The sequence below is a fragment of the Nocardioides sp. genome, from assembly GCF_047607185.1.
Lineage (GTDB): Bacteria > Actinomycetota > Actinomycetes > Propionibacteriales > Nocardioidaceae > Nocardioides.
The window spans coordinates 26,057-39,127 of sequence record NZ_JASGDQ010000143.1; the positions used below are offsets into that span (position 1 = coordinate 26,057).

13 protein-coding genes are annotated in these 13,071 nt (G+C 69.8%); 5 read left to right on the forward strand and 8 right to left on the reverse strand.

The window, feature by feature from the left end:
• Window position 1 precedes the first annotated feature (1 nt).
• From QM595_RS17380 to QM595_RS17390, 3 genes are read right to left on the reverse strand one after another with little or no spacing between them, the layout of a single operon-like run.
• Entirely contained in the window at window positions 2–1,543 is a 1,542-nt protein-coding gene (locus QM595_RS17380; RefSeq protein ID WP_415172837.1) for a S8 family peptidase, read from the reverse strand.
• A 10-nt stretch (window positions 1,544–1,553) separates the two neighbouring features.
• Window positions 1,554–2,045, reverse strand: coding sequence for a hypothetical protein (locus tag QM595_RS17385; RefSeq protein ID WP_415172838.1), 492 nt, complete (start codon window positions 2,043–2,045; stop codon window positions 1,554–1,556).
• Window positions 2,045–2,680 (reverse strand): RNA polymerase sigma factor, encoded by a 636-nt coding sequence (locus QM595_RS17390; protein ID WP_415172839.1) that lies wholly within the window; start codon window positions 2,678–2,680, stop codon window positions 2,045–2,047. The genes QM595_RS17385 and QM595_RS17390 overlap by 1 nt, the downstream gene beginning before the upstream one ends.
• A gap of 151 nt (window positions 2,681–2,831) precedes the next feature.
• Here QM595_RS17390 and QM595_RS17395 point away from each other — a divergent pair, with 151 nt between their 5' ends.
• Window positions 2,832–3,974, forward strand: coding sequence for a lipid II:glycine glycyltransferase FemX (locus tag QM595_RS17395; protein WP_415172840.1), 1,143 nt, complete (start codon window positions 2,832–2,834; stop codon window positions 3,972–3,974).
• The gene (locus tag QM595_RS17400; RefSeq protein ID WP_415172841.1) at window positions 3,971–5,002 is read left to right on the forward strand and encodes an alanine racemase; all 1,032 of its coding nucleotides are present in this window, start codon (window positions 3,971–3,973) and stop codon (window positions 5,000–5,002) included. Before QM595_RS17395 ends, QM595_RS17400 begins: the two co-directional genes overlap by 4 nt.
• On the opposite strand, the gene QM595_RS17405 is transcribed toward QM595_RS17400, so the two are convergent.
• Complete coding sequence (locus QM595_RS17405) at window positions 4,953–6,356, reverse strand: glycosyltransferase family 87 protein (protein WP_415172842.1); 1,404 nt, start codon at window positions 6,354–6,356, stop codon at window positions 4,953–4,955. The two genes, QM595_RS17400 and QM595_RS17405, sit on opposite strands and share 50 nt — an antisense overlap.
• A gap of 120 nt (window positions 6,357–6,476) precedes the next feature.
• Window positions 6,477–8,882 carry a transglycosylase domain-containing protein gene (locus QM595_RS17410; protein WP_415172843.1) on the reverse strand — a complete coding sequence of 802 codons (2,406 nt, stop codon included), beginning with the start codon at window positions 8,880–8,882 and terminating at the stop codon, window positions 6,477–6,479.
• Between the two features lie 202 nt (window positions 8,883–9,084).
• Here QM595_RS17410 and QM595_RS17415 point away from each other — a divergent pair, with 202 nt between their 5' ends.
• Together QM595_RS17415 and QM595_RS17420 are read left to right on the forward strand one after the other, a co-directional pair.
• The gene (locus QM595_RS17415) at window positions 9,085–9,678 is read left to right on the forward strand and encodes a helix-turn-helix transcriptional regulator (RefSeq protein ID WP_415172844.1); all 594 of its coding nucleotides are present in this window, start codon (window positions 9,085–9,087) and stop codon (window positions 9,676–9,678) included.
• Complete coding sequence (locus QM595_RS17420) at window positions 9,678–10,760, forward strand: inositol-3-phosphate synthase (RefSeq protein ID WP_415172845.1); 1,083 nt, start codon at window positions 9,678–9,680, stop codon at window positions 10,758–10,760. Before QM595_RS17415 ends, QM595_RS17420 begins: the two co-directional genes overlap by 1 nt.
• A 54-nt stretch (window positions 10,761–10,814) precedes the next feature.
• Here QM595_RS17420 and QM595_RS17425 read toward each other — a convergent pair whose 3' ends face one another.
• The 3 genes from QM595_RS17425 to QM595_RS17435 form a co-directional block, all read right to left on the reverse strand.
• Entirely contained in the window at window positions 10,815–11,015 is a 201-nt protein-coding gene (locus tag QM595_RS17425; RefSeq protein WP_415172846.1) for a response regulator transcription factor, read from the reverse strand.
• The gene (locus QM595_RS17430) at window positions 10,997–11,629 is read right to left on the reverse strand and encodes a hypothetical protein (protein ID WP_415172847.1); all 633 of its coding nucleotides are present in this window, start codon (window positions 11,627–11,629) and stop codon (window positions 10,997–10,999) included. Before QM595_RS17430 ends, QM595_RS17425 begins: the two co-directional genes overlap by 19 nt.
• A 78-nt stretch (window positions 11,630–11,707) precedes the next feature.
• Window positions 11,708–12,193, reverse strand: coding sequence for an SRPBCC family protein (locus tag QM595_RS17435; RefSeq protein ID WP_415172848.1), 486 nt, complete (start codon window positions 12,191–12,193; stop codon window positions 11,708–11,710).
• Window positions 12,194–12,266: 73 nt separating this feature from the next.
• Here QM595_RS17435 and QM595_RS17440 point away from each other — a divergent pair, with 73 nt between their 5' ends.
• Entirely contained in the window at window positions 12,267–12,971 is a 705-nt protein-coding gene (locus QM595_RS17440; RefSeq protein ID WP_415172849.1) for a GntR family transcriptional regulator, read from the forward strand.
• Window positions 12,972–13,071: the final 100 nt, after the last annotated feature.

The window sequence follows — 13,071 nt, forward strand, 5'->3', positions numbered from 1 at the left end:
ATCATGACGTGATGAGGGTGTTCTCGCGCACCGCCTGCAGGGCGTGGTCGTACGCCGAGGCTCCGGGAGCCGCTGCGCGACACCTCTCGATCGCTGCCGCGAGCCGGCCGGCCATCAGCGGCGCGGCGAAGGAGGTGCCACTCCAGATCGCGAAGCCCCCCGAGAAGTCGTCGGGGTCGACGGAGGACCGCGACCGGCCGAAGGCCACCGTTGCGGCCGGCGCCTGGAGGCCACCCTGGAACGTCGTGGGCAGCGTGCTCATCACCAGCGCCCCCTCTACATAGGCCACCACCCACGGCCCGGTGTTGGAGAAGAGCGCGTCCGTCTTGCGGTTGGGGTTGAGCGCCCCGACGGAGACGATCGGCAGCACGCCCGGGGTCGGTGCGATCGGACCGGCACCGTCGCTCCAGGGCGCGAAGGCGGCCGGGAAGGCCGGCCGGCTGGTGGCGTCGTTGCCGGCCGAGCAGACGACCATGCAGCCGTGGGACGACAGATCCTCCAGAATGCTGTAGAGGGTCGGGTCGAACAGCTCGTCGGTCGGCGTCTCGTGGTAGTAGCCGATGGACATCGTGAGCACGTCGATCCGCTGCCCGCCCGGCTCGCCCTCCCAGGCACGCCGAACCAGCTCGGCGATCTGGGCCAGGGCGGCGATCCACTCCGCCTCCGGGATCGGTCCCTCCGGAGGCATGATCCGCCAGGAGAGGATGTCGGCGTCGGGGCAGGCCTGATGCACGAGCCCGGCGATGAACGTGCCATGGCCGGCGTACTTGTCGAGCCCGCCGTCCAACGGACCGACCAGGTCGCCGGTGATCTCCAGGTCATCGACAGCAGGACCGAAGCCGATATCGAAGCCGTCGAGCTTGACGTTCTCCTGGACCACGGTGTCCAGCCACGGGTGGGAGCCACAGCCCGTGTCGAGGATCGCGACGACCGGCCGGTCGCCCGCGACCTGCTTCGCCCTCTGCGGTGCCGGTCCCACATAGGCGACCGGCCAGCGGCCGCCGTAGTTGTTGGCGGAGTGACCGACGTCGAAGGGATGCCCAACATCGAACGGGTGCCCGACATCGAACGGGTGCCCGACATCGAACGGGTGCCCGACATCGAACGGATCGGCGAAGATGATGTGCTCCAGGCTCACGCCCTTGACGTTCTCGACACCGAACTGCGCGCGGGTCTGCTGGAGCAGCGTCCAGCCGTCGGGGGCGATCGACGCCTGGTCGGAGGAGACCTCGATGCGCACCCGGCGTACGCCGAACCTGAGGCCGGCGGTGCGGCGATCCTCGGGCTCGAGGACGACCTCCCAGCCCAGCTTCTTCGCGACAGCCGACAGCACCTCGACCGCACCGTCGACATCGATGCTCTTGGAGATCAGCAGACTCGGTCCTATGTAGACCGTAGGCCTCGGCTCGACGCCTCTGACGACCACCGCCGTCGCCGGGTCGAGGACGCGGCCTTCGACGGCCTTGATCACCTCGCGCCGTGGTGGCAGCGGGTCGCGATCGAGCGGCGGCTTGCGGGTTGGCTTCTGCTCGGGAGACTGCACCAGGAACTCCTCAGATCTCGAAGGTGGGGGTGGCGAAGGGGGGGCGGGAGGTGTCGTGGGGCTCCAGCCGGAGCCGGGCCAGGCCGGCCGGGAGGCCGGTGAGCTCGAACCGGCCGGAGTCGCTGACCGCGGCAGCGGCGGGGGAGAGCGAGGAGTCGGGCGCGCCGACGAGCGCCCGGACCGTCATCGGCTCGGGGGGCACCACCCAGCCGTCGACCCGGGCGGCCTCCCCGTCGCGAGCGATCCGCAGCAGTAGGTCGATCTCGCCGTGCACGAACCGCAGGGTGTACGCCGAGCCCATGCCGGTGCCACGTGCTCCGGCCAGCTCCTCCGACCGCTCCAGCAGCGTCATCAGCTCCAGCTCGAACGCGAAGCCGGCGTCCTCGGCTGCCGTCGCGGCGGCGGCACGCATTCGCTCGACCAGCCCGTCGGGCACCGGGTCGGCGGCGGAGTAGGCCGACCGGACTACCTCGAACAGCTGCTCGCGGCTCATCTCCGACATCAGAACTCCCCTACTTCCAGAAGCGCGACGCGCAGCTTCGCCAGGCACCGGCCCCGGGTCGGGCCGATGCTCCCGACCGGCATACCGAGGTCCACCGCCAGCGAGGCGTAGTCGGGCCGGTTCTCGAACGCGACCACCCGCAGCAGCCGGCGGCAGCGCTCCGGCAGCGCGTCGACGGCCGCCCACAGCCGGCGCTGCCGGTCGTCCTCGACGACCACCGACTCCGCCGAGCGCTGCCGTGGCAGGTGCGGCTGCAGCTCCTCGTCCTCGGCGGGCACCGCCCGGCCGGCCGCCTTTGCGGCCCGCCACGCCTCACGGCGCGCCGTGGTGGTCAGCCAGCCGCCTACCGCGGTCGAGTCGATGATCGAGGTGCTCCGCCGCACCAGCGCGAGCCAGGTCGTCTGGATGACGTCCTCGGCCTGACCGGTCTCCAGCCGATAGGCCCGCACCACATGCCAGAGCACCGGCGTCATCACCGTGACCAGGTCGTCCAGCCCGGTCGGGTCACCGCCGAGCCACCGGTCGAAGGCCGCCGTCGCCCGCGCCCAGACCTCGCCCGGATGCGCGCCGGACTCATCACCACGTCGGGTGACGGTGCTGCTGCTCATCGGCGGTGCTCCCCGGGTGCTCGTCACGGTCACGTTCCTCGAGGAGCGTCGAGGCGGGCGCTTGATACATCGGCCCTACCCGAGTTTCGGGCCCATCCCTAGGGTGACATCTATCGACGCATTTGGGGAGAGAGTCTGTGAGTCCGCTGAGACACATCTACCCGTTAGGGTCGCTTGCGTGAGTCTCGCCGTACGCCCCATCAGTGCCGCGCAGCATCTGGAGTTCGTGCGAGCGCAACGGACCGTGAGCTTCCTGCAGACCCCGGCCTGGGGACAGGTCAAGACCGAGTGGCGCAGCGAGTCCCTCGGCTGGTACGACGGCGAGCGGCTGGTCGGCGCCGGGCTGGTGCTGCACCGGCCGGTGCCGCGACTCAAGCGAGCCACGCTGGCCTATCTGCCCGAGGGCCCGGCCATCGACTGGACCGGCGAGCTGCCGCGCTGGCTCGACCCGCTGGCGTCGTACCTGAAGCAGAACGGCGCCTTCGCGATCCGGCTCGGGCCACCGGTGCGCACCCACACCTGGTCGGCGGCGCAGGTCAAGGAAGGCATCGCCGATCCGGCGATCGAGCGCCTGACCGAGCTGCCCAGCCAGCACGCCGACCCGGTCGGCGCCCGGGTGACCAGCCAACTGCGCGACGCCGGCTGGCTGCCGCAGAGCCCGGAGGACGGCTTCGGCGCCGGACAGCCGCAGTTCACCTACGAGATCCCGCTGCGCCAAGAGAATGGGCCGGGCCGGTCCGAGGACGACGTCCTGGCGGGCATGAACCAGCTCTGGCGCCGCAACATCAAGAAGGCGGCCAAGGAGGGCGTCGAGGTTACCGTCGGCGATGACCTGAAGGCGTTCCACGACCTCTATGTCCACACCGCCGAGCGCGACCACTTCACCCCCCGGCCGCTGCGCTACTTCGAGACCATGTTCGCGGCGATGAGGGCCGAGGATTCCCCCGAAGATGGGACACAGCGGATCAGGCTCTACCTCGCCCGCCACCAGGGCGACCTGGTCGCCGCCACCATCCTGGTATGGGTGGGCGCCCACGCCTGGTACTCCTACGGCGCCTCCTCCACCCACAAGCGCGAGGTGCGCGGCTCCAACGCCTGCCAGTGGGCGATGATCCGCGACGCGCTGCACGCCGGCTGCGACGTCTACGACCTGCGCGGCATCACCCCCACCCTGTCCGCCGAGGACCCCCATGTGGGCCTGATCCAGTTCAAGGTCGGCACCGGCGGGCAGGCGGTGCGCTATGTCGGGGAGTGGGACCTGCCGCTGCGGCCGCTGCTCTATCGCGCGTTCGACCTCTACATGAGGCGGCGCGCGCGATGAGTCTCGATCTGACCATCGACGGGGACCGCTGGCGCGCGCACCTGCGTGGCGTCGCCGAGGCCACCCCCGGCCTGGTGCCGGTCGCCAAGGGCAACGGCTACGGCCTCGGGCTGGGCTCGCTGGCTCGGCGTACGGCCTGGCTCGGCGCCGACGTGCTCGCGGTCGGGACCTACGAGGAGCTGCCCGAGGTCGCCCAGCGGTACGACGGCAGCCTGCTCGTCCTCACCCCCTGGCGGCCCTGGTGCGCACCGCTCGACGCCGCGCTGGCCCGGCGGGTCGTCCATACCGTCTCCCGCCCGCAGGACCTGAGCGACCTGCTGGCGCGGCAGCCCGGTGCCCGGGTGGTGCTGGAGCGGATGACCTCGATGCGGCGCCACGGGATGAGCGCGACGCAGCTGTGGGACGCGGCTCGCGAGGCCCGCCACCACGCCCGGTTCGAGGGGGTGGCGTTGCACTTCCCGATGACCGGCGCGAACCTGCGCGAGGCGACCGGCCTGATGAGCGACGTGGTCGGCGCGGAGACCACCACGGTCTGGGTGAGCCACCTCGACACCGCCGAGCTGGCCCGGCTGCGTGCCGAGCACCCCGACCTGACGATCCGGCCCCGCATCGGCACCGGGCTCTGGCTCGGCGATCGGGGCGCGCTGAGCGTGACCGCGCACGTGCTCGACGTCCATCCGATCGGCCGGGGCGAGAGCTACGGCTATCGCCAGACCAGCGGCCGGGCGGGACAGCTGGTCATCGCCAGCGGTGGCACCGCCCACGGCATCGGGCTGGTGGCTCCCTCCGGCGACAGCACCGCCCGGGGGCGGGTCAAGACGGCCGCCAAGGGCGGGCTGGAGTCGCTGGGCGTGCTGCGCTCGCCGTACTCCCTCGACGGCGAGCCGCTCCACTTCGCCGAGCCACCCCACATGCAGGCCAGCCCGCTGCTGCTGCCGCGCGGGAGGCGGGTGCCCGAGGTCGGCGAGCGGCTGACCCTCAACGTCCGCTACACGACGACGACGTTCGACTCGGTGACGATTCAGTAGCCCCGGCCGGCCACAGCAGCGAGCGGACGATCACCGCAACGAGGTAGAGCTCGCCGACCAGCCGCACCACGATCGCGATCCAGTAGACCGGGGCCTCGCCCCCCGGGGAGGCCAGGAAGCCGCCGAGGTACCACCACACTGCGGCGAAGTAGAAGAGCTCGCAGCCCTGCCAGATGAACTGGTCTCGCCATCGCGGCCGGGCCAGCACGGCGAGAGGGAGCAGCCACAGCACGTACTGCGGCGAGTAGACCTTGTTGACCAGCAGGAAGCCGGCGACGATCAGGAAGCCGAGCTCGGCCAGGGTGGGGGTACGTCGGGCGAGCAGCCCGACGAGCAGCACGCCGAGACACCAGGTCGCGAAGAACGCCCACGACCAGGCGTTGATGGTGTGAGCGGTGATGGTCAGGTCCAGCGACTGGCTCAGCACCAGCCAGATCGATCCCAGATCGCTGGTGCGCTGACTGTTGAAGGACCAGAACACCTTCCAGGCGTCCGGGTTGCCGAGGTAGGCGGGTGCGTTGACCACCACCCAGGTCACCGCCGCGCCGAGCACCGCGGTGCCGAACTGCGGCCAGGCCCGGCGCCGCCAGCACAGCACCAGCACCGCGCCCAGCAGGTAGAGCGGATAGAGCTTGACCGCAGTGCCGAGCCCGATCAGCACGCCGGTCCAGCCGGGTCGGCCGCGCGACCAGGCGAAGAGCGCGCCGGCCACGCAGGCGACGGCCAACATGTCCCAGTTGATCAGCCCGGTGAACAGCAGCGTCGGTGCGGCCGCGAAGGTGGCCACGTCCCAGGGACGTGATGGCCGGGCGCGCACCAGTAGCCAGCTGGCCAGCAGCGCAAGCGCCGCGAAGCCCACCGCATTGACGACGACGAAGAGCCTGACCTCGTGCTGGACGCCCGGCACCCCCCACAGGGCGTCCGGCGTTGCCTCGTAGCGCGGGTCGAGCGGCGGCGAGCCGGCCAGCCAGTGGGTCACCCAGGCGGTGCCGTAGGCCCAGTAGGAGATCCCGACGGGATACTCCATGACGTCGTACCGATCCCGTGTCTGGGTGTCGTCGGTGTAGGGCCAGGCCAGCTCGGCGAAGCCTCGGCCGGTGTAGAGATAGGGCAGGTCGGAGTAGCACATCTGCACGTAGCGCGACTCGTTGCCGCTCCAGGTCTCCTTGAAGCAGCCCGACTTCTGGACCATGCCGGCCGCGAAGGTGATCGCGGTGATCAGCAGCAGGACCCGCAGCGGCGTCCACCAGGGATGCCGGCCGGCGTGCCCGCCCGCTGGGCCGCCGACGGTCTCGGAGAGCGCGGCGATCGCCGGGTCCTCGCGGGTGGGCTGCACACCGACGACCTTAGCCACGGACCCAGGCTAATGCCGGCTCAAACAAGCCCCAGTCGGCAGAAGTGCGGGTGTCGACACCTGCACTTCTGCCGACTCGGCGGTTCTGGGACCAGCACTTCTGCCGACTCGGCGGGTTGGCTATGGCACCGCCGAGGAGGTCGCGGCGCCCGACGCCGCCGAGCCCCCGGCTGCGCTGCTGGTCGTCGAGGGCGGCGACTCGGCCGACGTGGTGGCCGACGACGGCGCGGCCGTGGTCGCCGCCTCGGTCGCCGCCTCGGTCGCCGCCTCGCTCGTCTGGGTCTCGCGCGTCGGGGTGCTCACTGGCGCCTTCGAGGACTTGGTGGACTTCGAGGACTTGGTGGTGGTCGCCTTCGGGGTGGTGGCCGGCCTGGTCGTCGCCGCCGCATGGCCCTCGGTCGGGGCATCGCCGTCGACGTTCGCCGCCGGCGGGAAGTCCACGACCTCGGTGCCTTCCAGGTCGCGCTCCATGGTGTTGAGCCAGGTGTCGGTGGGGTAGTCGGCTCCGAAGTAGGACGGCATCCAGCCGTCGAGCTTCTCCCGGCCGTTGCCGCGCACGTACATCACCGCGGTGGAGTACTGCGGGGTGAAGCCCACGAACCAGGCCGAGGAGACGTCGCCGTCGTCGTTGGTCGCGGTGCCGGTCTTGCCGCCGGCCGGCCGGTCCAGCGCCAGCGCGGCACGACCGGTGCCGTTCTCGACCACCTGCTGCATCGCGTAGGAGACGTCGTCGGCGATCGGCTCGTCGATGGCGTCGGTGGACTTGTTCTTCCACTGGTACTTCACGTTGCCGTAGCGGTCCTCGACCTTGGCGATCACGTGCACGTCCGAGCGCTGGCCGCGGTTGGCGATGGTGGCATAGGCGTTGGCCATGTTGATCGGGCTGACCTGCGCCTTGCCCAGGGTGATCAGCCGGTCCTCGGGCAGCAGGTCGGTGGTGGTGCTCGGGATGCCGGGATAGTCCTCGCTCGCCTCGCTCCCCGGCGTGAGCCCCATCTTCAACGCAGTCTGGTAGATCATCTTGGGGCCGTCGGGAATCGACTCGCTCATGTCCACGAAGGCGGTGTTGACCGACTGCTCCAGGGCGTACGTCGCGCTGATGGCCGAGCCGTAGGAGTGGCCGTTGGCCTGGCCGGAGTTCTCGCCCTCGTTGTGCACCTCGAGGGTGCTGCCCTCGAACGTGTAGGGCGAGTTGCCGTCGAAGGTGTCCTTCAGCGAGAACCCGGCCTCCAGTGCGGCCGCCAGCGTGAACGGCTTCATCGTCGAGCCGGCCATGCCGCCGGCCGAGGCCCAGTTGATCTGCGACTCGAGGAAGTCCTGGCCGCCGTAGAAGCCGACCAGCGCGCCGGTGCCGACCTCGACGGTGGCGACGCCGACATGCAGCTCCTCGTCGGTGATCTTGCTGCCGTCGAGGGCCTCGGTCGGCGCCTCCTCCTTCACCGCCTGTTCGGCGGCGTTCATGGCCTCCTGGGTGAACGTCGTGGTCACCCGCAGGCCGCCGCCCTGGATCTCGGCGTCCTCGAACCCGAGCTGGTGGAGCTCGTCGCTGACCAGCTTGAGCATGTGGCCCTTCTGGCCGCCGTTGGCGGACTCGACCTTCTGCGCGGGGAACTTCGGCAGGTCGACCATCGCCTCCTGGGCCTCGGCCTCGGTGATGTCGTCGGCGTCGGCCATCCAGGTGAGCACATAGCGATAGCGCTGCTTGAGCGCCGCGACCGACTCCTCGCCGTTGTCGGGATCGAGCCGGTAGGGGTTGTTGATCACCGACGCCAGCACCGCGCACTGTTGCAGGTTGAGCTTGCTGGCCGGCTTGCTGAACCAGGCGCGACTCGCGGCCTGGATGCCGTAGGCGCCGCGACCGAAGTAGATGGTGTTGAGGTAGCCCTCGAGGATCTCCTGCTTGCTCTTCGTCCGCTGGATCTTGAGCGAGAGGAAGGCCTCCTTGATCTTGCGGGTGTAGGTCCGCTCCTGGTTGAGATAGAGGATCTTCACGTACTGCTGGGTGATCGTCGAGCCACCCGCGGTGATCTCGCCGCTCTGGGCGTTGCTGAACGCCGCCCGCAGGATCCCCATCGGGTCGATGCCCTTGTTGGTCCAGAAGCTGTGGTCCTCGGCAGCCACGACGGCTTCTTTGATGCACTCGGGCATCTGGTCGTAGGAGATCGACTCGCGGTTCTGTTCGGCGAACTGCCCGACCTTCGTCTTGCCGCCGGCGTAGTAGATGTAGGTCGTCTGGGTCTCGAACGCCTCGTTGGGGTCCGGGATCGTGGTCTTCTGGTAGGCGTACCAGGTCGCCGCGACACCGAGCACGACGAACACCGCGCCGGTGACCACACCGAGCCGGAGCAGCCAGAACAGCAGACCCTTGATCCCCGGCTGCCGCCGGAACCAGCCCTTCTTCTTGCCGTCCCGCCCCTTCGCCTGGGCCGACGCCTTCCCGGCCGGCCGCCTCTTCGGGGGTGCCTTCTTCGCTGTCTTCTTGCGCGACGACGCGGCGCGGCGCCTGCCGGCGGAGGGCTCGGTCACGACTTCGGGACTCCAGAGGGTGCGGGGACTGGTATCGCTGCGCGATAGAGAGTACGCAACCCGGCTGATGATCCCGATTTCTCAGCTCGATCGAAACCCCGGGCAGGGAGCCGGCCGGCTGCCCGGAGCAGGATCGGCGTTCCATCTCGTCGCGCAACACGCTTGTTTCCGATCGAACGGATATATCGCTACGATGCATCGCATGGCACGTCGCGCTGAGACCATCGAGCTCGCGGTCCTCGGACTGCTGCACGAGGGCCCCATGCACGGCTACGAGCTGCGCAAGCGGCTCAACCTCATGCTCGGTTGGGGTCGGGTGTTGTCCTACGGGTCGCTCTACCCCACGTTGAAGAAGATGCTGCGGGCTCACCTCATCGAGGAGGAGACCGCGTCGATCACCCCGGTGACCCGGCGCCCCCGCATCGTCTACCGAGTCACCGAGACCGGCCACCGGGAGTTCGAGCGCCTGATGTCGGAGGTGGGTCCCACCGCCTGGGAGGACGACAACTTCGACATCAGGTTCGCCTTCTTCGGTCGCACCGACATGGAGATCCGGCTGCGCGTCCTCGAGGGACGTCGTACCCGCCTCCAGGAGCGGCTCGACCGCGTCCAGCGCGAGCTGGCGATGACCCAGAAGGAGGTCGACCAGTACGCCGCCGAGCTGCAGAGGCACGGCGTCGAACAGGTCGAGAGCGAGGTCCGATGGCTCTCGGAGCTCATCAACGCCGAGCGCGGCACGACCGACAACGGGCCCCGCCCCACGGGAACCCGAGAGAACATACGGAAGGAGCCCTGATGGGTTCGGTACGCGTAGCAATCGTGGGCGTTGGCAACTGCGCCAGCTCCCTGGTCCAGGGTGTGCACTACTACAAGGACGCCGACCCTACCGGCACCGTCCCCGGCCTGATGCACGTCAAGTTCGGCGACTACCACGTCGGTGACGTGCAGTTCGTGGCCGCCTTCGACGTCGACGACAAGAAGGTCGGCAAGGACCTCTCCGAGGCCATCAACGCCTCCGAGAACAACACCATCAAGATCGCCGACGTCCCCACCCTCGGCGTCGAGGTGCAGCGCGGTCCGACGCTCGACGGTCTGGGCAAGTACTACAAGCAGACCATCGAGGAGTCGGCGGCGGAGCCGGTCGACGTCGTGCAGGCGCTCAAGGACGCCGAGGCCGACGTGCTGGTCTCCTACCTCCCGGTGGGCTCCGAGGAGGCCGACAAGTTCTACGCCCAGTGCGCGATCGACGCGGGCGTGGCCTTCGTCAACGCGCTGCCGGTCTTCATCGCCTCCGACCCGGAGTGGGCCGCGAAGTTCGAGGCCGCCGGCGTGCCGATCGTCGGCGACGACATCAAGTCGCAGGTCGGCGCCACCATCACCCACCGGGTGATGGCCAAGCTGTTCGAGGACCGCGGCGTCGTGCTCGACCGCACCTACCAGCTCAATGTCGGCGGCAATATGGACTTCAAGAACATGCTCGAGCGCGAGCGGCTGGAGTCCAAGAAGGTCTCCAAGACCCAGGCCGTCACCAGCAACCTCGAGGGCCCGCTGTCCGGCAAGATCCACGACCGGAACGTCCACATCGGCCCGTCCGACTACGTCCAGTGGCTCGACGACCGCAAGTGGGCCTACGTCCGCCTCGAGGGTCGCGCCTTCGGCGACGTCCCACTCAACCTGGAGTACAAGCTCGAGGTCTGGGACTCCCCCAACAGCGCCGGCATCATCATCGACGCCGTCCGGGCCGCGAAGATCGCCAAGGACCGCGGCATCGGCGGCCCGATCATCCCGGCCTCGGCGTACCTGATGAAGAGCCCGCCGGTACAGATCGAGGACACCGAGGGTCGCGCCCTGCTGGAGAAGTTCATCGCAGCCGAGTGACCTGCTGGTGCCCCGCCCGATCAATCGGGCGGGGCACCTGCCATTTCGGCCCGTTCAGAGCAGCCCGAGCTGGCGGGCGCGAGCCAGCGCCTCCTCACGGGAGTGGGCTCCCAGCTTGAGATAGAGGCTGCGGGTGTGGCTCTTGAGGGTGTTGCGGGAGACGTAGAGCGACTGCGCCAGCTGCTCCATGCTCATGCTGTCGGCGAGGCCGGCGAGCACCACCGACTCGCGCTCGGTCAGGCTGACCAGCACCACCCGCTCGGGGTAGACCGATCCGACGCCGGCGGCGTCGAGCCTGGTGAGCAGGCCGACGAGCTCGGGGACGTCGGCGGCCAGCGCCGCCAGTCTCGACCGCGGTACGCCGGCAGCGACGGCGTACAGCTCGGCGCGCTCGATCTGCCGTGCCGCCGACCGGGCGGTCTCGGCGGCGGCCGGAGCACCGGCGCACCGAGGAAGGTCGCCCGGGCGATGATGCCGAGCTCCTCCAGCAGCGCCGCGATCTTCGGGGCGCCGGGCTGGGACTCGATCTCGGCGGCGCTGACGTCGCCGGCCACCGCCAGGTAGTGCAGCAGCTCCGACCACTCGGGTGCCAGCCAGGGCAGCAGCTCGACGCGCAACCGCTGCCGCACGGCGTACGACGCCGCCTCGGCCTGCACCTCGGGCTCCAGTCCTGCTGCGGCGCGCACCGCCGCCTGGACCAGGCCGGGCCAGCCGCCGGTCAGGGCGCCGAGGGTGTCGGCTAGCCCGGGCGGGGCGAGGGCGACCATCCCGGGCGGGGCATGAACGAGCACGACCGGATCGCCGTGCTCCAACAGCTCGACGGCCCTCGATGACAGCGGCGGCTCGGCCACTGCGTCGCCGATCGCCATGGCCCGGATTGTCCGCCGCGGCCCGTCCCTTGTAAATCCACGGGCGGTCATTGTGATACCAGCGGGTTGGTACGTCGCCTACTGGTGCGACTCGGCCTCGGCCTTCACTCGCGCCAGGGTCTGCGCCATCCCCGCGCGCAGCTCGGCGACGAAGGGCTCCTGGCCGCCGAGCGCGACCTTGGTCAGCACCCGCGAGAGCGCCGAGATGCCGTTGGGCGTCTCCCGCCGGTGGGTGACCAAGGTGCCACCGTCGTCGGTGGGCCCGAGCTGGAAGGACCAGATCGTGCCGTTCTCCGTGACCCGGAAGGCGAAGTCGGCGTGGGGCTGGAAGCGGACGACCTTCGCGGTGGTCGGCCAGCGCTTCCAGCCCTGGCGGTTGAGGTTGACGAACCGGGTGCCGAGCCGTAGCGGCCCGCCGAGCACCACGGTCTTGACGACCTGAGGGCTCCACTCGTTCATCCGCTTCACGTCGGTGACCAGCGCCCAGACCTGCGCGGGCGTCGCCTCGATGGTGATGGTGGTCTGCAGTTCGTCGTCCCGTTCGGGAGCGTGAGCATCAGTCATGGTCGAAGGTTACTTGCCAGTAGTGGCAAGCGGAACCGACCAGCCGAAACATTCCGCGGCTAGGGTCCCGCCCATGCAGGGCACTCGTCGTCGCTCCGCCTTCACCGCTCGCCTGGTCAACTCGACACCCGGGGAGCAGCCACACGTCATCGACGACATCCGGCGAGCGATCCTCTCCGGCGACGAGCCCCCCGGGACGCTGATCCCGATCGACGCGGTGGCCGGCTTCTTCGGCGTCAGCCAGATCCCGGTCCGCGAGGCGCTCAAGGTGCTCACCGGCGAGGGACTGGTCGACCACACCCCCAATATCGGCTACAGCGTCGCGAAGCTGACCTTCACCGAGTTCCGCGAGCTGTACGACGTCCGAGCGGCGCTGGAGGCGGCCGCGCTGCGCGAGGCGGTCGTGCACGCCACCTCGATCGACGACGAACTGCTCACCGAGTCCAATGCGGCGATGGCCGCGACGATCGCCGCCGGCGACGAGCGGTCCTACCACCTGGAGTCGCGCCGCTTCCACGTCGCGCTGCTGCGGCCTTCGCGGATGGACCGGCTGGTGCACATGTACGAGGCGGCCTGGAATATCACCGAGCCGGCCCGGCCGATGGCCCGAGTCTCCGCCGACGGCCGGGTGCTGTTCCACGACGACCACGACCGGATGCTGGCCGCCTATGTCGCCCGCGACGCCGACCGGCTGGTCACGGAGTCGGCGACCCACTTCGAGCATCTCAAGGCGGCCATCGAGGCACTCCGGGACGACCCCGACCTCTTCCGCCAATAGCGCGAGTCGGCAGAAGTGCTGGTCCAGAACCCGCCGAGTCGGCAGAAGTGCAGGTGGTTGTGCACAGGGGTCTGTGGACGATTCCCGCACTTCTGCCGAC

Coding starts and splice junctions, on each gene's coding strand:
- QM595_RS17435 (WP_415172848.1), bottom strand. CDS start 12,193: ATGACTGATGCTCACGCTCCCGAACGGGACGACGAACTGCAGACCACC.
- QM595_RS17415 (WP_415172844.1), top strand. CDS start 9,085: ATGGCACGTCGCGCTGAGACCATCGAGCTCGCGGTCCTCGGACTGCTG.
- QM595_RS17420 (WP_415172845.1), top strand. CDS start 9,678: ATGGGTTCGGTACGCGTAGCAATCGTGGGCGTTGGCAACTGCGCCAGC.
- QM595_RS17400 (WP_415172841.1), top strand. CDS start 3,971: ATGAGTCTCGATCTGACCATCGACGGGGACCGCTGGCGCGCGCACCTG.
- QM595_RS17430 (WP_415172847.1), bottom strand. CDS start 11,629: ATGGCGATCGGCGACGCAGTGGCCGAGCCGCCGCTGTCATCGAGGGCC.
- QM595_RS17440 (WP_415172849.1), top strand. CDS start 12,267: ATGCAGGGCACTCGTCGTCGCTCCGCCTTCACCGCTCGCCTGGTCAAC.
- QM595_RS17385 (WP_415172838.1), bottom strand. CDS start 2,045: ATGTCGGAGATGAGCCGCGAGCAGCTGTTCGAGGTAGTCCGGTCGGCC.